The sequence below is a fragment of the Prosthecobacter gellanilyticus genome (assembly GCF_007992435.1).
GTDB lineage: Bacteria > Verrucomicrobiota > Verrucomicrobiia > Verrucomicrobiales > Verrucomicrobiaceae > Prosthecobacter > Prosthecobacter gellanilyticus.
Genome location: NZ_BKAG01000011.1, coordinates 128,942 through 149,567 on the forward strand (window position 1 = coordinate 128,942; position 20,626 = coordinate 149,567).

16 protein-coding genes are annotated in these 20,626 nt (G+C 60.3%); 7 read left to right on the top strand and 9 right to left on the bottom strand.

Annotated elements, in window-relative coordinates:
* Positions 1-5: 5 nt before the first annotated feature.
* Positions 6-344 (bottom strand): hypothetical protein, encoded by a 339-nt coding sequence (locus tag BGE01nite_RS09875; RefSeq protein ID WP_146850283.1) that lies wholly within the window; start codon positions 342-344, stop codon positions 6-8.
* A 290-nt stretch (positions 345-634) separates the two neighbouring features.
* On the opposite strand from BGE01nite_RS09875, the gene BGE01nite_RS09880 reads away from it, so the two are divergent.
* Complete coding sequence (locus tag BGE01nite_RS09880; RefSeq protein WP_146850284.1) at positions 635-2,353, top strand: LptF/LptG family permease; 1,719 nt, start codon at positions 635-637, stop codon at positions 2,351-2,353.
* Positions 2,354-2,391: 38 nt separating this feature from the next.
* Complete coding sequence (locus BGE01nite_RS09885) at positions 2,392-3,369, top strand: ICP22 family protein (RefSeq protein ID WP_146850285.1); 978 nt, start codon at positions 2,392-2,394, stop codon at positions 3,367-3,369.
* A 6-nt stretch (positions 3,370-3,375) separates the two neighbouring features.
* Here BGE01nite_RS09885 and BGE01nite_RS09890 read toward each other — a convergent pair whose 3' ends face one another.
* The 4 genes from BGE01nite_RS09890 to BGE01nite_RS09905 form a co-directional block, all read right to left on the bottom strand.
* On the bottom strand, positions 3,376-3,870 hold the full coding sequence (locus BGE01nite_RS09890; protein ID WP_146850286.1) for a hypothetical protein: 495 nt from the start codon (positions 3,868-3,870) through the stop codon (positions 3,376-3,378).
* A gap of 20 nt (positions 3,871-3,890) precedes the next feature.
* Complete coding sequence (gene thrC, locus BGE01nite_RS09895) at positions 3,891-5,243, bottom strand: threonine synthase (RefSeq protein WP_146850287.1); 1,353 nt, start codon at positions 5,241-5,243, stop codon at positions 3,891-3,893.
* A 163-nt stretch (positions 5,244-5,406) separates the two neighbouring features.
* Positions 5,407-6,471, bottom strand: a complete 1,065-nt coding sequence (locus tag BGE01nite_RS09900; RefSeq protein WP_146850288.1) for a class I SAM-dependent methyltransferase — start codon at positions 6,469-6,471, stop codon at positions 5,407-5,409.
* Between the two features lie 127 nt (positions 6,472-6,598).
* The gene (locus BGE01nite_RS09905; RefSeq protein WP_146850289.1) at positions 6,599-7,723 is read right to left on the bottom strand and encodes an Ldh family oxidoreductase; all 1,125 of its coding nucleotides are present in this window, start codon (positions 7,721-7,723) and stop codon (positions 6,599-6,601) included.
* Positions 7,724-7,925: 202 nt separating this feature from the next.
* Here BGE01nite_RS09905 and BGE01nite_RS09910 point away from each other — a divergent pair, with 202 nt between their 5' ends.
* A complete protein-coding gene (locus BGE01nite_RS09910; RefSeq protein WP_146850290.1) occupies positions 7,926-8,420 on the top strand; it encodes a redoxin domain-containing protein in 495 nt (164 codons plus the stop codon).
* Positions 8,421-8,871: 451 nt separating this feature from the next.
* On the top strand, positions 8,872-9,948 hold the full coding sequence (locus BGE01nite_RS09915) for a sugar kinase (RefSeq protein ID WP_146850291.1): 1,077 nt from the start codon (positions 8,872-8,874) through the stop codon (positions 9,946-9,948).
* A 372-nt stretch (positions 9,949-10,320) separates the two neighbouring features.
* On the opposite strand, the gene BGE01nite_RS09920 is transcribed toward BGE01nite_RS09915, so the two are convergent.
* Positions 10,321-11,610: an aminopeptidase P N-terminal domain-containing protein gene (locus tag BGE01nite_RS09920; protein ID WP_146850292.1), complete on the bottom strand. Its 1,290-nt coding sequence runs from the start codon at positions 11,608-11,610 to the stop codon at positions 10,321-10,323.
* A 94-nt stretch (positions 11,611-11,704) separates the two neighbouring features.
* On the opposite strand from BGE01nite_RS09920, the gene BGE01nite_RS28945 reads away from it, so the two are divergent.
* Positions 11,705-11,860 carry a hypothetical protein gene (locus BGE01nite_RS28945; protein WP_170266702.1) on the top strand — a complete coding sequence of 52 codons (156 nt, stop codon included), beginning with the start codon at positions 11,705-11,707 and terminating at the stop codon, positions 11,858-11,860.
* Positions 11,861-11,963: 103 nt separating this feature from the next.
* Here BGE01nite_RS28945 and BGE01nite_RS09925 read toward each other — a convergent pair whose 3' ends face one another.
* Positions 11,964-12,905, bottom strand: coding sequence for a histone deacetylase family protein (locus BGE01nite_RS09925; protein WP_146850293.1), 942 nt, complete (start codon positions 12,903-12,905; stop codon positions 11,964-11,966).
* Positions 12,906-12,977: 72 nt separating this feature from the next.
* Here BGE01nite_RS09925 and recG point away from each other — a divergent pair, with 72 nt between their 5' ends.
* Both recG and leuS read left to right on the top strand, forming a co-directional pair.
* Entirely contained in the window at positions 12,978-15,065 is a 2,088-nt protein-coding gene (gene recG, locus BGE01nite_RS09930; RefSeq protein WP_146850294.1) for an ATP-dependent DNA helicase RecG, read from the top strand.
* Between the two features lie 504 nt (positions 15,066-15,569).
* A complete protein-coding gene (leuS, locus tag BGE01nite_RS09935; RefSeq protein WP_146850295.1) occupies positions 15,570-18,170 on the top strand; it encodes a leucine--tRNA ligase in 2,601 nt (866 codons plus the stop codon).
* An 83-nt stretch (positions 18,171-18,253) separates the two neighbouring features.
* On the opposite strand, the gene BGE01nite_RS09940 is transcribed toward leuS, so the two are convergent.
* Positions 18,254-18,673, bottom strand: a complete 420-nt coding sequence (locus tag BGE01nite_RS09940; protein WP_146850296.1) for a thioredoxin family protein — start codon at positions 18,671-18,673, stop codon at positions 18,254-18,256.
* Positions 18,674-18,720: 47 nt separating this feature from the next.
* On the bottom strand, positions 18,721-20,499 hold the full coding sequence (locus tag BGE01nite_RS09945; RefSeq protein ID WP_146850297.1) for an ABC transporter ATP-binding protein: 1,779 nt from the start codon (positions 20,497-20,499) through the stop codon (positions 18,721-18,723).
* Between the last annotated feature and the right edge of the window lie 127 nt (positions 20,500-20,626).

Below are 20,626 nucleotides of genomic sequence, written 5' to 3' on the forward strand. Positions count from 1 at the left end.
GCAGCTTACAGGCGGAGACCTGCGTTGGTGTTCAGGCGCACCGTGTTGGTCTGCACGCGCACATTCGCGTTCGAGTTGTTCCAACGGCCCCGTGGCTTGCTCACGTGGTGATAGCCACGGTTGTGATCATGATCACGATCATAACGCGAGGTGCGACTATTGTACAGACGCGTCTGGGTGTAGGTGGCTGGGTAGGCACGGTAAGGGGCAGGGGATGGGCGGTAGCCGTAATTCGTGCGGTGCACCGGGCGGGATGCGGCATAGCCACCATCGTTGACATACGTCGTGCAACTGGGCAGGAACGACAGGATGGCTGCGGCAGAGAGGATGAGGAGGTGTTTCATGGTAGGAGGTAGGTTTTGATCGCCGGAGAGCCGGCGTCGGTGTTTGGGCCTTATTGAGCCTCAACTGTGCCGCGCCTTGTGGTTGAGTTTTAAAACGTTGACCGTCAAGGTGATGCATAGATCCATGGTCGCCACTCGATGCTAGGTATTCATGCAAAACGCACGGCATTCATGAAGAAAGTCTGCCTTTTGCATTCCAGCCTGCCGGTCAGGTATCAGCAGCCAGCCAATGAGGTGCGCTGGCGCTTGATTCTGGGTGCGAGCACAGGCAAGGAAGAGAGTTCCTGACCATGCCCCAATTCACCGCCATCTTCACCAAGCTCCGCGCCCTGCAACGGCGCTCCAGGAAGTGGCCTTATGCGGGAAGAATCACCTTCGCCCTGGCGCTGATCGCCATGCTCCTGCTCGTGACCCAGGGCCATCACCTGGACAACCCCGCAGACATCACCGGTTATGACCTGCGCGGTGGCAAGCTGGTCTCTGAGCAGGGCGGTCCTCCGCCTGGCCCCGTTTTGAGGTTCGTTTCCGTGGTCCTGCCGTATCTGGACAAATGGATGCTCGTGGGCGGCTTTGTCTTCATCACGATCCTGCTGCGGCAGTGGGGAAACATTCGCAAGCTGGTGGTTCCCACCTGGGTTGCTGGCATCTCCATCGCGGCATGGGCCGTGTGCACAGACATCGCCCACCAGCTGGGCGTGGCCCAGATGACAGAGCTTGGCGAGGCATTCGCGTTCGCGGCTTACTGGGTGAAGCTTACGCTCCTGGTGCTCGGGGTGTTGAGCCTGCCGGCCATGCTGCATTACTACTACCGCAGCGGATCGCTTGATCGTTACACCCTGCGCACTTTCACCGCGCCGCTGGTGTTTTGCTTCATCGCCTTCACCTCCCTCTGGCTGATCATGGATCTGCTGGACAACATGAAGGACTTCCAGGAGGCGGAGACTCCCGTGGGACGTGTCATCCTGTTCTACCTGGGCATGCTGCCCTTCATCTACGTCTCGGTCATGCCGGCAGCGCTGCTGCTCTCCGTGCTCTACACGCTGACGAAGATGTCCCGCGCGAATGAGATCGTGGCCATGCTTGGCGCAGGCCGCAGCGTGGTGCAGATCCTGCAGCCGGTGCTGGTGGTGTCCGCTCTCATCTCCCTGACCAGCATGGCGGCGAACTACCACTGGGCCCCGCGTGCCGAGGGTAACAAAAAGGCTGTCATCCGCGGTCTGGATGCCCGGCAGAAAGACTCCATCCGTGAGGACACCATCCTCTACCGCAGTCCCGTCACCAAGCGGCTCTGGTATGTGGCCTCGTTCCCATTCTCTTTGCAAAGCGGCCGCCTGCGCGGTGTGCAGGTCCGTGAGCATGATGCCAAGGGAGAGGTCGTCCACGTCATCCATGCCGACTCGGCCATGTGGTGGCCAGGGGGCAAGTGGCGCTTCTTTGATGGCAAAGAGGTCTTCTTTAAAGATGGCAAGCCGACGGTCATCCGTGACTTCCCGAAGGACGATCAAGGCCGCAGCCAGATGGATGTCACCAACTTCGAGGAGACCCCCTGGAGCATGGTCAGTGATTCCTTGAAGCCAGAGCATCTGGGTGTGCCGGAGATCATCTCCTACATGAAGGCGCATCCGAAGGATCCGAAGGACAAGCTCGCCCCCTTCCGTGCGCACTATCACCATCGCTTCGCCCTGCCATGGCAGGCCTTTGCGCTGGCCCTTGTCGCCGCTCCGTTGGGCGTTGCCTATTCCAGGCGTGGCAATGTGGGTGGCATTGCCGGTTCCATCTTCATCTTCTTTGCCTTGCTCTTCCTGAACAACCTTTGCCTCAATCTGGCCAAGGGTGGCCATGTGGCTGCCTGGCTGAGTTCCTGGATTCCACACTTGTTGTTCGGTGCGCTCGGGTTGACCCTGCTGTATTACCGCTCGCAAAACAAGGACCTGCCGAAGTTCTCACTTGCGGGCCTGTTTGGCAAAAAAGCTCAGATCGCCCGGCCGAGAAACCGTCGCGCGGCCTGAGTGAGTGTGCCCCTTGATTTCCGTCTCTTTTACCGTCCATGATCCAGAACTGGTCCATTCGTTCCCGCGCCACCCACTGCGCACTCTCCGAGCGCGCCTTTGAGGAAGGGGAAGTCTTCCACACGGCCATCTACTTTGACACGGAGGAGAACGGTTACGTGCGCCGTGATGTGGCCATTGACGTTTGGAAGCAGGAGATCGCCGAGCGCAAGCCCATCGCCTACTGGCGCACCACCTACTCACCCAATATCGTGGAGGCCAAGCCCGAGGTCACCAGCAAGGAAAGCGCCATGGCTCTGCTCCAGCGCTTCATCGAAGAAGACAATCCGATGACCGAGAATGCGCGCTACATCCTGGCCCTCATGCTGGAGCGCAAACGCATCCTCACCCCCACCGCCACCAAGGAAGTGGAAGGTAACAAGATGCTCTTCTACGAGAACAAGAAGACCGGTGAAGTCTTCATCGTCCGTGATCCCGACCTGCTCCTCAGCGAGCTCGCCGCGCTTCAGGATGAAGTCGCCATGCTGCTCGGCTTTGGCGGACCTGGTGCTGAAGCTGCGAAGGCTGCTGGCATGAAGTTCGGCCCGGATGGCAAGCTCATCAAAGCCGATGACAAGCCCGCTGAGACGGCTGCTCCAACAACTGAAAACTCCGAGCCTGCCGCCGAAGTGGCAGAAGCTCCCACCGATGCTCCAGGCGAGGAAGCTGAGGCATCTTCAGACGAACCCGGCGCAGAAGAGGAAACCTCCTCCGAAGCTGACACCGAATCCGCTGACGAGAGCGCCGAGCCTGATGAAGCTGGTGACGAGTCCATCGAGTCACTCGCCGAGTTCGAAGAAGAGAGCATCGAAGCCACGGAGGCCTCTGAAGATCCTGCCGATGGAATCGAAGAGGCTTCGGAAGAGTCGCCAGAATCTGAGGAGAGCTCTGAAGAAGCAACCGAAGACGATGCCGAAGAGCCTGCGGATGAAGAATCCAGCGAGGACTCCGACGAAGACTCGAAGGCTTCTAGCTAACCCATTTTACCTTCCTGACGGAAGGCTGAGCCGGCGGATGTTCGGGTGATACACCTCGGACTCTTTCTGGTGCAGCCAGATGCTGACCCAGAAGAGCATCACGCCACCGATCACCACCACCATCACCGCGTGGCGTGCATACTTGCTCCGCTGCATGCCCAGAGCCACCGCACAAACCGCAGCCATGGTGTAATACATCCAGGCCGTGTCCTGACGAAGCTGCGTCTGCCTCTGAATATCAGGGCCTAACGAAACATGCCGCGTGGCCAAAATGCGCGGCGTGGCACTCAGGCGAAAGTCTAGATAGGGCCACACGCTGATGCATGAAAGCCCCATCAACGAGATCGCCAGGATGCGCGACTTCTTCTCCCGCACAAAGAAGGCGAAGACCAGCACCACCAGTCCGAATCCCAGGCCATAAAGCGGCAGCGACTCGAGCAAAAGGTGCGCGTATTCAGGATCGCGCACGCTTTGCCAGAGGGTGGTGAGTTCTCGCCACATGTCCTGAGTCTAGCGAGGCATCAGACGTGTGCGCGAACAAACTCTTTGACCGCCGCTTCCGTGGCCGGCAGCGGGTGAGTCTGCAGCGGCTTGGATTTCAGTGCTTCCAGGGTCGGATGCACCGGCTCGCTGCCCGTGGCTTCCTGGACCACTTCCGGGAACTTCGCCGGGCTGGCCGTGCTGAGCACCACGCTGACGCGATCCTTCGCCATGTCCGTGAAGGCGCACGCGGTGTGCGGATCCATCACATACTGCCAGTCCTGCCACATCTGAGCGATCGCTTTCGGGATCGTCTCATTGTCCATGCGGCTGCTGCGGATGCTGGACGTCATCTTGGGGAAGGTCACACGCTCGCCAGCCTTCATGCGCTGCATCACATCACGCACACGGCCCTGGTCCTTGTTCAGCATGAAGTAGAGGTAACGCTCAAAGTTAGACGCCGCCTGGATGTCCATGCTCGGCGCATGACTCGGGTGCACCTCGCCCTGCTTGTAGTCACCAGAGCTGAAGAAGCGGTGCAGGATGTCGTTCTGGTTCGTCGCCACGCGGAAGGACCCGCAAGGCATGCCCATCTGCTGGCAAAGCCAGCCCGCGAGCACGTTGCCAAAGTTCCCCGTCGGCACCACAAACTCCACCGTGGCACGCGCCTCGGCAGGCAGTCGCAGCCAGGCCCAGATGTAATACACACACTGCGCCAGCACTCGCGCGATGTTGATGCTGTTCACCGCGGAGAGATTGACTGACCTAACAAACTCCTGGTCACCGAAGCAGTCCTTCACCACACGCTGCGCATCGTCAAAAGTGCCCGGCACCGGAATGGCGAACACATTCTCCGCACCCGTGCAGGCCATCTGGCGCTCCTGCAGAGGCGCCACACGACCGTTCGGATACAGGATGAAGATCTGGATCCCGTCCTGGCCCATGCAGCCATGGATCGCCGCACTGCCCGTGTCACCGGAGGTTGCCCCCAGCACCGCCAGCTTCTTGCCGCTGAGCTTCACCTGGCGCTTGTAGAGCAGGCCCAGCAGTTGCAGCGCGAAGTCCTTGAACGCCAGCGTCGGTCCATGCCAGAGCTCCAGCACATAGGTCTTGTCCGTGATCTTCTTCAGCGGTGCCACATCAGGCGAATCGAAACGGCTGTAGGCTTCCGTGGTCATCGTGCGCCATTCCTCCACGGGAATCTCGGGGCCAAAGATGCTTAGAAACTCCGCCGCCAGTTCCGCATAGCTCAGCGTGCCCCAGCCTGTGAGCTTGTCCTTGATGGACGGCAGCTTCTCGGGCAGGAACAGACCGCCGTCCGGAGCGAGACCGGCTTCGACAGCTTCAGTGAAAGTGTGCGGGCGCGTCTGACCGCGCGTGGAAATATAAAACATGGCAGGGGGCGCATGGTGGCAAGACTCCCGCGCAACACAAGCCTAGACGTAATCCGCGAGTCTCCTCGCGGCAAGATCACCGCAGAACCACCCCATCACCGTTCACGCCGACGGAAGTAGTCCGCGAGTCCTCTCGCGGCAGGACCACCGTAAACTCACCTCATCACCGGCCCCCACGCCGAGGCCTCTGCCCGCTGTGCTTCTGCACATGAGCCTGCGGCCGCTCGCCATGCAGAATCTTGAACCCATCCTTCTCGATCACCGTGTGAAACTCCTCAAAGCAGTCCCGCATCATCGTCTCATACGGCAGGTGCTTGTTCGCCACCAGCCAGAGCTCGCCACCGCTGCGGAGGCTGGAGGCAGCCGTGGTGATGAACTTGATGCCCAGCAAATGATCCGCATCGCGCCCGTCATGGAAGGGCGGGTTCATCACGATGAAGTCATACTTCGTGTTGCCGATGCCGGACGTCACATCACTCCAGGAAATGCGTGGCCGCACATGGGTCGGCACATTGCCCACATTGCGGCGGATGCACTCCAGCGCCGCGCCATCGGCCTCAAAGCAGTCCAGGCTCCGCAGATTCGGACACGAGCGGAGCAGGTGATCACTCAGATAACCCCAGCCTGCGCCCAGATCAGCCACCGCACCATGGATCGTGGCTGGCAGATGCTCCGTCAGCAGCTTGGAACCACCATCGATCTCATCCCAGTTAAACAGCCCCGGCACCGACCAGAAACGTCCGTCCAGCACACGCTGCATGGCCGCGGCCTTTTTCCACGCATCCAGCTTCGTGGTATCCCACGGCTTGTTCTTCACCGCCCAAAACACACGGCTGTGATGCTTGGAAACCGTCTGGGCCTCGCCCGCAATCTCGGTGAGCTGCTGCTCCGTGCGCTTCGCACCCCAGTCATTGTGCAGCGCCACCACCAGCGTGCCGCCTTCGGCTAACAAATCATGTGCTCGCGCAATGTCACCCAGGACGCTCTCACGCTGCCGCTCCGGCATCAGCAGGATCGTCTGAAACGGCCCCGCATTGTCCCGGCTCACCGTGTAGCCAGCAGCTTCGAGAGCCAGCGCCCGCGGCTTCCACGGCTGCTCGCAGGTCAGCCTGCCGCTAAACCGCTCCAGTGCCGCGCTCGGCAGCGCTCGAAGAAACAGCACACGCCCCTCCGCCCCCAGTTCAGGCTGGGTTTCAAGGATATAAGAAAGAGCGTCGAGAGCTTGCATGAAGAATGAATCAGACTAACCAAAAGTGCGAACCACGAATAGTCACTGATGTTCACTTATCTCCAAACCCACCGGCTTGGTCATAAGTGCTCATCAGTGCCCATCAGTGGTAAAAAAATCCGCAGAGTTACGGAACGTCGTAAGTCGCCAGACCCGCGATATCGAACTTCGCGACTCCAGCTTCCTCAGCGATCTCATTCAGCGCCTCGACTTCCGCCGTGCTGAAGAGCAGCCCACCAGCCTTCGCTGTGTGCGCCGCGTTCTGCGCCTCAGGCTGGCCGGGCAGCATGCAGCCTTCGTTGCCGTGGCCGAGGATGTCATCGATCACCGCCTTCACGTTTTCATTGAAGTTACGGCCCTTGGCAAACATGCCGCTGGAGATGGCGTCCGGATGGATGACCTGGAAATAGAAGGCGCTCGTGCGCTTCTCATCAGCCGGGAAGGGCTGGCTCTTGATATCCGGATGACCGCCACCGCCGCGCAGAGTCGGCAGGCTGCCGCCGATCATGCCGCCCATGACTTCGATAAGCAGGGACAGGCCGTAGCCCTTGTGCGCGCCGAAGGGCAGGAGCCAAGCGGCTTCATTCGCATCCGTCGTCGGCTTGCCTTCTTTATCCACGGCCGCGCCGGGAGGCAGAGGCTTGCCTTCACGCTTCAGCTGCTGCACGCGGCCCATGGCCACGGTGCTAGTCGCCCAGTCGATCACGATCGGGAAACCGCAGGCGTCCTGTGTTGGCAGACCCCAGGAGTGCGGGTTCGTGCCCAGCACCGGGAACTTGCCGCCGAAAGGCACCACTTCACCCAGCGTGGAGGTGCAGTTCGTGTAGGCGATGTAGCCCTTCTTCGCTGCATCCATCACATAGCCACCGCCCCAGAGGTAGTGGAAGGCATTGTCCACGCTCACCTGACCGATGCCATACTTGTCGGCCAGCTCCATGCAGCGCTCCATGGCGCGGAAGGCCACGCTCTGGCCCAGTTTCAGATTGCCATCCCAGGCCTCGCTGGCGGCAAATTTCTTGTCGATCACCTTGATCTCAGCCCCGGGCTTGCAGCCGCCCGTGGCACTGCCAAAGAGGTGGTCCAGATGCAGCGCCTTGATCGCATTATGCGTGCGGATGCCATGCGCGCTCGCCATCTCGCAGAAGCGGGCGGCATCCTCCGCCTCGGCGGCGGTATAACCACGATGGACGTAAGCAGCGCGGACGAGAGCGTTATGGGCCTCGGTGGGAACGATGTGATAGGTGGTAGGCATGGCTGGGGGACGAACGTTGGGACGTGTTGTTTGAATCAGGATGCCCCCGAGCGCCAGCGGGAAGTTTGGTCCGAAGATGACGCAAAGGGTGGCGCAAAGCCGAAAAACGAAGGATTGACCTCCCCGCCCGGCACTGGTTTAGATGCGCCCCGCGCCTGCCTCAGGCACGGCATTCCAGACCTCAACTCTACCTTCCATCCCCATGGCACTCTCCGTCGGCACCACCGCCCCTGATTTCACCGTCACCACCCTCGGCGCAAACGGCCCCGAGCTCTTCAAGCTCTCCGAGCAGATCGGCAAGTCAAACATCCTGCTGCTCTTCGTGCCCATGGCCTTCACCGGCACCTGCACGGCCGAGTTCTGCGAGATCTCCAAGGGCATCAACGAATACAAGAGCCTGAACGCCACTGTCGTCGGCATCAGCGGTGATAACCCCTTCGCTCAGAAAGCCTGGGCCGAAAAAGAAGGCATCACCCTCCAGCTCCTCAGCGACTACGATCACAAGATCACCACCGCCTACGGCGTCGCCTACGACCAGTTCATCCCCGCTAAAAACCTGATCATGGGTGGCGTGCCCAAGCGCTCCGCCTTCATCATCGACAAAGCCGGCGTCATCCAATACTCCGAGGCCCTCGAAAGCCCCGGCGACCTCCCGAACTTCACCGCCATCAAAGCCAAGCTCGCCGAGCTGGCCTGATCGATCCGTTGTTGATCGAACATCCTCTCAAACCCCGGCCAGCCCCCGCGCTGCCCGGGGTTTTTCATGCCCACAAACAAATCACCAACTCTCAGGCCGCGAAGAGCAGCCGCATCGTGGGTAGCGCGGACATTCCTGTCCGCCTCCCCATCGATCTCTCCCGACCCCACCCCCACCCTCTCAATCTCGAAGTCCCGCCCCCCGGTAGGGCCGCGCTGCGTCGCGGCCGACTTCCTCCCGCCCCCGCTCTCTCCCGGCGCTCCTTCGCCGTCAAAACACTGCCTCCCTCACTCGGCCATGCCTCCTTCTTCATTAGCGTCCTATGAGCGTCTAATTAGCGGTTAAAAATTCCCCGCACCTCCCCACTTCGTCATTCGGATTTCGTCATTCGTCATTCCGCCTCGCGGTTGCACTCTTCCCGCCGCGCTTCATTACTGGCAGTCCCAACCTCATGCCCTCCCAGCCTCATTACGATCTCCTCTCCCTCGGTGAAGTCCTGCTGCGCCTCGATCCCGGCGAAGGCCGCGTGCGCACCTCCCGCCAGTTCACCGCCTGGGAGGGCGGCGGAGAATACAACGTCGCCCGTGGTGCCCGCCGCTGCTTCGGCCTGCGCACCGGCATCCTGACCGCCTTTGCCGACAACGAAATCGGCCGCCTCACCGAGGACCTCATTCTTCAGGGCGGAGTCGATACCTCCCTCATCAAATGGGTCCCTTATGACGGCATGGGCAAGCGCGTGCGCAACCCCATCAACTTTACCGAGCGCGGCTTCGGCGTGCGCGGAGCCAAAGGCAGCGTCGATCGCGGCTGGAGCGCCGCTTCCCAGATGAAAGTGGGCGACTACGATTTCGATCATTTGTTCGGCACACTCGGCTGCCGCTGGCTGCACACCGGCGGCATCTTCGCCGGCCTCAGCGAATCCACCGCCGAGCTCACCGTCCAGGCTTGTGAAGCCGCGAAGCGTCACGGCGTCACCGTCAGTTACGATCTCAACTATCGCCCCTCCCTCTGGCAGGAGCGCGGAGCCTTCGCCGGAGCCCAGGCCCTCAACCGCCGCCTCGCCCCGTATGTCGATGTCATGATTGGCGTGCTCAGCGATGACCCACCCGTCTCCAGTTCCACCCCCACGGACCCGAACGATATCTTCGCCGCTGAAGACGCGAAGCTGCGCCCGATGATTCAAAAGCTCCTCACCGAGTTCCCGAACCTCAAGACCGTCGCCGCCACCCTCCGCCGCGTGCACACCGCCTCCGTCAATGACTGGGGCGCCCTCTGCTACCACGATGGCAGCTTCTACCGCAGCCGCAACTACCCGCGCTTTGACATCCTCGACCGCATCGGGGCAGGGGACAGCTTCGTCGCCGGCCTTGTGCACGGCCTCCTCGTGGAAAAATGCCCGCAGAAAGCCGTCGACCTCGGCGCTGCTCATGGTGCCCTCGCCATGACCACCCCCGGTGACACCAGCATGGCCACCCTCCCCGAAGTCCAAAAACTCGCCGAAGGCGGCGACGCCAAAGTCCAGCGCTGACTCGTAGAACGGACATTCCTGTCCGTTTCCGTGCCGATCTCTCCCGATCCAGTTCCCACGGCACAACATCGCATTCGCGAAGCGTCTCCGAAGGTAACGCGGACATTCCTGTCCGCTTCCGTGTCGATCTCTCCCGACCACCGTCTTGCCCCGGTCTCCGCATTCGCGAAGCAAAGTAGTCCCCTCGCTCCGCCGAGAGCACAAACGAGCCGCGCCAGCACTCGTTGGAGTGAAGGCTTCAGCCGATCAATGAAGTTGGCGTCGTCCACCGACCCCCAGATCGCCTAAAGGCTACACTCCAGCAGAGCGAATCACCCTCATTCCTCGAATGTCACAAGGGTGTTGAATAGGCCTAACTAATGATGTTGCGCATTACTGATTCATCAACGCCTCAATCTCCTCCGCCTCAATCGGAATCGAGGCCATCATGTCCGAATTCCGGTCCGGCCCTATGAACACATTGTTCTCAAGCCGCACGCCCAGATTCTCCTCACGGATGTAAATCCCCGGCTCGATGGTAAACACCATCCCCGGCTGCACCGGCTTCCAGGTCTGGCCCACGTCATGCACGTCGATGCCCAGGTGATGGCTCGTCCCGTGCGGGAAATACTTCTTATACAGCGGCTTCTCAGGATCCTGCTTCTCCACCGCATCACGATCCAGCAGGCCGAGCCCGATCAGCTCGGACGTCATCATCTTGGCCACTTCCTCCTGATACTCGCGGATGATCACGCCCGGCCGTAGAATCTTCCGGCATTCAAGGAAGATCCGCAGTACCGCATCATACACCTGGCGCTGGCGTGGTGTGAATCGTCCATTCACCGGGATCGTGCGTGTGAGGTCCGCATTGTAGTTCCCGTAGTTCGCGGCGATGTCCAGCAGCAGCATATCACCGTCCTGGCACTGGCAGTGGTTGGTGATGTAGTGCAGCACGCAGGCATTCTTGCCAGTGGCAATGATCGGCGTGTAGGCAAAGCCGCGTGCCCGCTGGCGGGTGAACTCATGAATGAGCTCCGCCTCGATCTCGAACTCATGCACCCCTGGCTTCACAAACTTCAGCAACCGGCGGAAACCATCCTCCGTGATGCGGATTGCCTCGCTCAGCGCTCCCAGTTCCTGCGGCTGCTTGATGCAGCGCAGATCATGCATGATGGGTGCCAGACGGCGATAATCATGCAGCGGATACTCTCTCTGACAGCGATGAGTAAAGCGCGTCTCCCTTGTCTCCGTCGGGATCGTCGCGCGCGGATGCTCGTTCGAGTTCAGATACACATGCTCCGCCTGGCACATGAGCTGGCGGAAATGCGTCTCAAACTGGTCCAGCCAGTGCACTCGCTCAATGCCTGACCTCTGCGTGGCCTGCTCCTTCGTCAGCTTCTCACCTTCCCAGACTGCGATCATCTCGCTCGTCTCCCGAACAAAAAGCATTTCACGCTGTTTCGGATCCGGCGCATCCGGAAAAAGAACGAGCAGCGTCTCCTCCTGGTCGATCCCGCTCAGATAAAACTGGTCGCTGTTCTGCACAAACGCCAGGCTCCCGTCCGCATTCGTCGGCAGCACATCATTGGAAGTCAAAATCACCACCGACCGCGGCGGCAGCTGACCATAGAGCCTCTGGCGGTTCGAGACATAAAGTTCAGCAGGAAGGGGAGTATAGCGCATCGTGCACGAATTGGAGCCTGAAGCCCCCGCGCTGCCAAGAGATAAAATGGGGCTGACGCAAGCTTGGCTGATTTTAGCATGAAGCCTGGCAAAAATGCACAATGCCACCAGCGCCGAAGTCGCGGAGCGTCCCGGAGTGCGGCGGCAGAGAGGCAAGAGCACCCTTGCCTCGGCGACGCCGCTCGTGCGCACCCAGCATCATCAATCCACCAAAGGCCCGCAGTTGAACCCAAACCCAATGAACCGCTAATAGGACGCTAATGAAACGCGAATAATCCAAACCTTCTATTTCTGGATATGAGCGTCCCATCAGCGTCAAATCAGCGGTTAAAACTTCCCCGACGAAACCTCACTCACCCCTCCACCAGCGCCCCCACATGCGCCGTCACCGCACTGGCCAGCCCGCTGAGATTATACCCACCCTCTAGCACGGAAACCAGCCGCCCCTGACAATGCTCCTCCGCTGCCTTCATCAAATGCTTCGTCAGCGTCACGAAATCCGCATCCGTCAGTTTGAACTTCCCCAGCGGATCATCCACGCGTGAATCAAACCCCGCACTGATCATGATCAGATCCGGCTTAAAAGTCGCGATCGCCGGCAGCAGCTTCGTCTCAAAAGCTTCCGTAAAAGCCTGCATCCCCGTGCCTGCCGGCAGCGGAAAGTTCATGGTAGAACCTTTGCCCTTACCAGCCCCAGTTTCCTCCGCATGACCCGTGAAGGGATACCAGGGATCCTGATGCGTGCTGGCAAACAACACGCTGCCGTCCTCATAAAAGATGTCTTGAGTGCCATTCCCATGATGCACGTCCCAGTCCACGATCACCACCTTCGACGCGCCATGCTTCTTCTGCGCATGCCGTGCCCCCAGAGCGATGTTGTTAAACAAACAGAAGCCCATCCCCTGCGCAGGCCGCGCATGATGCCCCGGCGGTCGCACCGCACAAAAGGCCCGCCCGAGCTGGCCAGTCATCACCGCATCCACCGCATTCAGCACACCACCCACGGCGCGGATCGCCACATCATAGCTCTTCGCGCAGATGTCCGTGTCACCCGTGCTCAGCGCATCCAGCCCCTGCGCCACCTCATCGCGTGCCAGTTCGATGTAGTGCTTCGGATGGCAGCGCTCGATCTCCGGCATCTCCGCAGCTCGCGTTGAAATCGTGGCCAGCTTTGGCAGCAAACCCGACCCTTTGAGCGCCTTCATAATGGCCGTGTAGCGCTCCGGACATTCGGGGTGACCAGCCCCAGGATCATGGTCAGCATACAGCGGGTCGAGCAAGAGGCCGGTTTTCATGAAGGATGATTTACCAAGATTTCAGGATTCACAGAATCACTTTCTTCATTAAACCTCACGTTATCCCGCTTCATGCCTCTAACCCTCGATTCTCCGCTCAACACCGTGCCCGATCTGCCAACGCGCATGGTGAAGGCCCTGGAGAAGGAAGGCGTGACGACTGTAAAAGACGTACTGCTGTGGATGCCCTTCCGCCATGAGGACCGCGCACGCACGGACCCGTCCGGCTTTCAGGCCTCGGAGATTCCCGTCTGCCATCAGGTCATTGTGACCAAGGCGGGCACCAAATACTTCGGCAAACGTCGCGGGGCAGGGACCTTCGAGGCGCAGGTGGAGCCTGCGGGTGATTCGCTCATGGGCGGACAGCTCATGACCCTGCGCTGGTGGAATATGCCCTTCATGAGCCGCGTCATCGCCGAAGGCCAGCGCCTCATCATCTACGGCAAGATCAAGGACTGGAAAGGCCGCCTCTCCATTGATCATCCCGAGTATGAGGTCATCGAGGATGAGGAAGGCTCCACCATCCACTCCGGCCGCATCACCCCGGTGTATCGCTTGAAAGCCGGTGTCGCCCAAAAGACCCTGCGCACCGCCACCTGGTATGTCGTGCAAGCACTCGGCGATGACTTTATCCAGGACCTCCTGCCGCGCCCGAGTGAGAAGGGCGAGTTCGCTGGTTGGAGCCGCGCCCGATCCCTCAAGGTCGTGCACTTCGCCGAGACCATGGAGGATCTGGAAAAGGCCCGCCGCTACCTCGCGCTCGAAGAGTTCTATAGCTATCAGCTTCGCGTGGTGCGCCGTCGACGTGCCGTCATGGAGTCCGGTGGTCATGCGCATGTCGCAGGACCTTTGGTGCAGGACTTTGAGAAGGCGCTGCCCTTCGAGATGACCGGCGCTCAGAAGCGATCTCTCCTCGAGATCCAGCGCGACATGGCTTCCAATGCGCCCATGAATCGTCTGCTGCATGGCGATGTCGGCAGCGGTAAAACCGTCGTCGCTTTCGCCTCCATGCTCGGTGCCGTGGAGAGCGGCAGACAGGCCGCCCTCATGGCCCCCACGCAGATTCTGGCCGAACAACATTTTCAGACGGCTCGCAAGTGGCTGGAGCCTCTCGGCCTCAATGTCGCGCTACGCACCGGCACTCGTGCCGAGGAAGGTGGCGTGGAGCTTTTCACGAAGAAGATGTCTGACAAAAACCAGATCGTCATCGGCACGCATGCGCTCCTGCATGATGAAGATCTGGTGAAGAATCTCGGGCTTGTCGTCATCGATGAGCAGCACAAGTTCGGTGTCGCCCAGCGCGCGAAGCTGATCCAAAAAGGCAACACGCCCGATGTGCTGGTGATGACCGCCACTCCCATCCCGCGCACGCTCACCCTCACCATCTACGGCGACCTCGATGTCTCCACTCTGGACGAGCGACCCAAAGAACGCGGAAAGATCATCACCAAGGTTCGCCCCACTTCGAAGCAGGCCGATGCCGCCAAATTCCTGCGCGAGCAGCTCGAGGAAGGCCGCCAGGGCTACATTGTCTATCCGCTCATCGAAGAGTCCGAGAAGCTCGATGTCACCGCCGCCAAGAAAGGCTATGAGGAGTGGAGCAAACTGCTGCCGCATTTCACGGTCGGCCTACTCCATGGCAAGCTCAGCGCCGAGGAAAAAGACCTCGTCATGCGGGACTTTCGCGCCGCCAAGATCGACGTGCTCGTCAGCACCACCGTCATCGAGGTCGGAGTCGATGTGCCAAACTCCACCGTCATGTTCATCAACCACGCCGAGCGCTATGGCCTCGCGCAGCTTCATCAGCTTCGCGGCCGCATCGGCCGTGGCGAGCACACCTCCTACTGCGTGCTCTTCGTCGCGGATAAGGACGACGAGGCCAAGAGCCGCCTCGCCATCCTGGAGGAAACCACCGATGGCTTCCGCATCAGTGAAGAAGACCTCAAGCGCCGCGGCCCCGGCGATGTCATGGGCAAAGCCCAGAGTGGTGCCGCGCCGCTGAAGTTCGCCGAGCTCCTCGCCGACACCCGCCTCGTCCGTCTCGCCCGTCAGCTCGCCGAAAAGTCCCTCGATGCCGACCCACTCCTCCGCTCCCCCCGCTTCGCCGAGATCCGCCCCTTCGTCTTCCAGGACGACACCTCGCAGGCGATGATGCAATGAGGAATGGAGGCCCCAAGCTTTACCCATAAGTTGATGCACTCCGAAAATCGAGGTTTCCTGCCTTGAACCACGGAGTGGTTCCCCATGAGTAGCCCGGGGTGAAGCAAGCGTCAGCGCACGAAACCCCGGGTCAGGCGTGTTCGACCCCTTCAGGTAGGTCCCAATCACATGGGTGACACATTCTCCCAGGGATAAGGGTGACAGTTCAACCGTCTGTGAGAGGTAACGGCACGAGAAAATAACGTGAACGCTCCACGCATTGGGCAATCCCTATGGGATTGATACTGAGTGGTGCATTCATGGTGATCTACCAGGGGTTCCCTTCGGTCACCCCTGGCTATTCATAGCGAACCACTCCGTGGTTCACCAAACCCCGGCTCCGAAAATTCGTCATTCGTCATTCGTGATTCGGATTTCGTCATTCAGCGCGGTCACCCACCCATCCATTCCGCCTCTAAAGCCACCTTGACCGCGCCCCCCGCCTCGCCTTCTTCCCGCCCCCTTATGTCCAGCGAGCAGCGCAAAGCATTTCCATTCTCCGAGTTTGAACCGAAGTGGCAGGGCGAGTGGGAGGCCAAAAAGGCCTTCCGCACGCCGAACCCCGGTGACGCCGATTTCGACGCCTCGAAGCCGAAGTATTTCGTGCTCGACATGTTCCCCTATCCCAGCGGCAACGGCCTCCATGTCGGCCATCCGGAAGGTTACACCGCCACGGACATCATCGGCCGCTTCAAGAAGATGTCCGGCTTCAATGTCCTGCACCCCATGGGCTGGGACGCCTTCGGCCTGCCTGCGGAGCAGTATGCCATCAAGACCGGCACGCATCCTCGCGTGACCACGGAGGCAAACATCGCCAACTTCACCAAGCAGCTCAAGAGCCTGGGCTTCGCCTATGACTGGGACCGCGAGGTCAACACCACGGATCCCGGCTACTTCAAATGGACCCAGTGGATCTTCCTGAAGCTCTACAATTCCTATGTCGGTGAAGACGGCAAAGCGCATCCGATCAGTGAGCTGGAAGGCAAAGGTCTGTCTCATGATGAGATCGACGCGAAGCGCCTCGCCTTCGTGTCATCCGCACCGGTGAACTGGTCACCTGACCTCGGCACCGTGCTGGCCAATGAGGAAGTAGAAGAGTGGCGGGCTAAAGGTCACATCGTCGAGCGCCGCCCCATGCGCCAGTGGATGCTGCGCATCACCGCCTTTGCCCAGCGCCTGATCGATGAGCTGGACGGCCTGGACTGGCCGGAGAGCATCAAGCTTTTGCAGCGTAATTGGATAGGTCGCAGCGAAGGCGCGCATGTCACCTTTAATGTGGTGCAGTCCTCTGGACTGCCCTCAGAAGCAGCCGGGACGGCTGCACCACACTCTATCACCGTCTTCACGACTCGCCCGGATACTCTGTTCGGAGCGACCTACATGGTCATTGCCCCTGAGCATGCCCTGGTGCCGCAGATCACCACGGATGCACAGCGCGCGGCTGTCGAAGCTTACCAAAAGAGCGTCTCTTCCAAATCCGATCTCGAGCGCACGGAACTGGCCAAGGACAAGTCCGGTGTCTTCACCGGCGCCTACGCCATCAATCCCGTGAACAACGCGCAGATCCCCATCTGGATCGCTGACTACGTGCTCATGGGTTACGGCACCGGCGCCATCATGGCCGTGCCCGCGCATGATGAACGCGACTTTGAATTTGCGAAGAAATTCGATCTGCCGATCAATCAGGTGGTGCAGCCACCGGAAGGCAAAGACTGGCAGGGCTACACCGATGACGGTATCGCCATCAACTCCGGTTTCCTGGATGGCCTGCCCACCCCCGAAGCGAAGAAGAAGATCGCCATCTGGCTGGAAGAAAAAGGCCTCGGCAAAGGCACCACGAACTTCAAGCTGCGTGACTGGCTCTTCAGCCGTCAGCGCTACTGGGGCGAGCCTTTCCCGATCGTCTGGGAAGATGGCAATCACCGCAGCATTCCTGAAAGCGAGCTGCCGCTGATGCCACCCACGCTGGAAGACTTCAAGCCCACCGGCACCCCTGAACCACCGCTGTCGAAAGCCACCGAGTGGGTGCAGTATTCCGCGACCGCGAAGCGCGAGCTGAATACCATGCCCCAGTGGGCTGGCTCATGCTGGTATTACCTGCGTTATTGCGATGCCCGCAACAGCGAGCGCTTCGTCGGCGAGGCAGCAGAAAACTACTGGATGGGCGGCGGCAAGCCCGGCGGCGTTGACTTGTATGTCGGCGGCACTGAGCACGCTGTGCTGCACCTGCTGTATGCGCGCTTCTGGCACAAGGTGCTCTTTGATCTGGGTTACGTCAGCACGCCGGAGCCTTTCCAGCGTCTGGTGAACCAAGGCCTGATCCTGGGTGAGGACGGCCAGAAGATGTCCAAGTCCCGCGGCAACGTGGTGAATCCGGATGACGTCGTGCGTGAATACGGCGCGGATGCGCTGCGCCTGTATGAAATGTTCATGGGCCCGCTGGAACAGGTGAAACCCTGGAGCATGAAGGGCGTGGAAGGCGTGTATCGCTTCCTGGCCCGCGTCTGGCGTCTGGTTATGGAGCAGCAGGGTGACGAAGGTGTCTGGACCGTCTCCAGCGCCTTGCAGGACATCCCGGCTAACAAACAGCTCAACAAAGCCCTTCATGAGACCATCAAGAAGTGTGGCGAAGACATCGAGAAGCTGAGCTTTAACACCGCCATCAGTGCCATGATGGTCTGCACGAATGCCTTCACCGGCGCTGAAGTGAAGCCAGCGGGTGCTATCGTGACCTTCCTGAAGGTCCTCAGCCCCTTCGCGCCTCACCTCGCCGAAGAGCTGAACCGCCGCATCGCCAGCAAGTTCCCCGACCTGGCCGCGAAGGGTTTCCTCAGCGATGAAACCTGGCCCACCTACGATCCCGCCGCCCTCATCGAGGACGAGGTGGAGGTCGTCTTCCAGGTGAACGGCAAGCTGCGTGACAAAGCCCGCGTGCCCATTCAGGCCACGAAGGAGGAGATCGAAAAGATCGCCCTCGCCAGTGCCCGCGTGCAGGAGTTCATGGAAGGCAAGGCCCCGAAGAAAGTCATCGTCGTTCCCGGCAAGCTCGTGAACATCGTGGTGTGATGTTTCATCTCACATCCTGAAACGCAAAGAAGGGAGGCCGCGAGGCCTCCCTTCATCGTTTAAATCGTTGTTGGTTAGGTGAGTTACTTCGCCTTCTCAGCCACCTTGTTCAGGATGCCGGCGAACTCGGCCGGGGACACGCCACCCACCTGGTTGCCGATGTCCTTGCCGTCCTTGTTCAGGAACTGCACGTGCGGGATTCCGGACACACCATACTTCTCAGCAGCGGCAGCATTGGCTTCCACATCGGTATCCAGATAGGCCCAGACGAACTTGTCCTGGAGAGGCTTCACTTCAGCGCTCGGGTAGACATTCTTCTTCATGGACTGGCAGGGGCCGCACCAGGCGGCGGAAAAGACCAGCACGACCGGCTTGCCTTCTTTTTTGGCGGTTTCGAGGGCGGCCTTGTAGTCAGTGCCGAACTTGGGGCTGCCTGCGGGGAAATCGCTGGCCATAACTGGCAGCATGATCGCGGCGGCGAGGAAGGTGAGGAGCTTTTTCATATCAGAGATAGGTTGGGGGACTGGGATAAGACGTGCCAAACGGCGATTTATTCCAACTGCAAACGCGCCAGGGTGCCATAAAGACTGCCCGTTTTGGCCAAAAGTTCGTCATGCGTGCCCCGCTCCACGATGGTGCCGCCCGAGAGCACCAGGATCTGGTCACAGCGCCGCACGGTGGACAGACGATGCGCGATGATGATGCTCGTGCGGTTTTCCATGAGCTTGTCCAGGGCATCCTGCACCAGGCGCTCGCTCTCCGCATCCAGGCTGCTCGTCGCCTCATCCAGGATCAGGATGGCCGGATCCGCCAGGATGGCACGCGCGATGGCGATACGCTGCCGCTGACCGCCTGAAAGCTGCGTCCCGCGCTCACCCACCAGGGTGTCATAGCCCTCGGGCAGTTTTTCGATGAACATATGCGCGTTCGCCTTCTTCGCCGCTTCCACGATCTCCGCCTCCGAAGCTCCAGGGCGACCATAGGCGATGTTCTCGCGGATGGATCCGCCAAACAGCAGCACCTCCTGCGGCACCAGCGCGAGGTTTTTTCGCAGTAGAGTCAAAGGCATGTCCTTTGTTTCCTGCCCGTCGATCTGGATGCTGCCGCTCGTTGGCTTGTAGAACCGGAACAGGAGAGAAACCGTGGTCGTTTTGCCAGAGCCACTCGGTCCTACCAGCGCGATCCGCTGACCGGCTTCGGCTTTAAAGCCAAACTCACGCAGCACCACCGCATCGGGCCGGGTGGGGTAGGCGAAGCTCACGTCCCGCACCTGGATCTCCCCCTTAAACCGGCGCATCTGCACGGATTCATCCTGGGGTTCCATGGGTTCGCAGAGCAGCTCACGCACACGATCCGTGGCACCGAGGGTGCGCTGAAGCTGGGTGATGAGTTCAGAGAATTGCGCAAACGAGGCGGCGATCATGCCGCTGAGTGCGGCGAAGCGTGACAGGGCAGGCGTGGCGATCTCTCCTTCCGCCAGCATGGTCAGGGCCGCCCAGACGACGACGATGAGCGCGACGCTGAAGGCAAAGATGATGAAGGCGATGAAGGCCGCGCGAGGAGTCGCCGCACGCAGCGCCATGTTGAGAAACTCGTTGAGCCTGGTGTTGTAGCGATTTGATTCGTGGACCTCATTGGAAAAGGCTTTTACGCTAATGATACTTTGCAGGCCCTCCTCCACGATGACCTGGGTGGCGGCGAGATTGTCCTGGGACTTGCGGACCAGTTTGCGAATGCGAGCGCCGAAGAGCGCGATCATCACAATGGCCACCGGCACGGTGCCGACCATGATGAGTGCGAGCTTGATGGAAATCTGCGTCACCAAAACGAGGCAGCCGGTGAGCATCACGGTGTGGCGTAGCAGCATCGGGATGGTCATCACCAGCGTCTCGCGCATGGACTCCACATCGTTCGCGATGCGGGAGGCAAGCTCACCCACGCGGCGTTTGTTCAGCGTGTCCATCGGCAGGCGGATGATCCGGCTGAAAGTGTCCATCCGGAGCTGTGCGAGGGCACGTTCCGAGGCTTTGGCAAACAGCATGATGCGGAAGAAGGCGATCACCGCCTGGGCGGTCACGAGACCGAGCATGATCAGCAAAGTCTGGTGAAGCTCGGCGATCCACCCTGGGCCTTGTGCTCCTGCGAGACCTTTCCCAGCCAAGTCCGAAAGCAGATAGATGAAAGCCACCGTCAGCCCTGCCGTCAGCGCCAGGGCCACCATGGCCGGGATGAAGACATTGAAGTGCGGTCGCAGGTAGCGCAGGAAAAAGGCAGCGTCGCGCCAGGCCGAGCGGTCCCAGATTTTCTTGGTGGCAGGGGCGTCAGGCATTCGTGGTCCGGGGCATGGGGTTGGGGGGAGTCAGATGCTAGAGCGGGTTGCTGCACTCGCAATGCAATGTGCTCAAGAAGCGGACAACAAGAAGCCTCACAACGCATTTACTTGCAGCCGGGGCAGG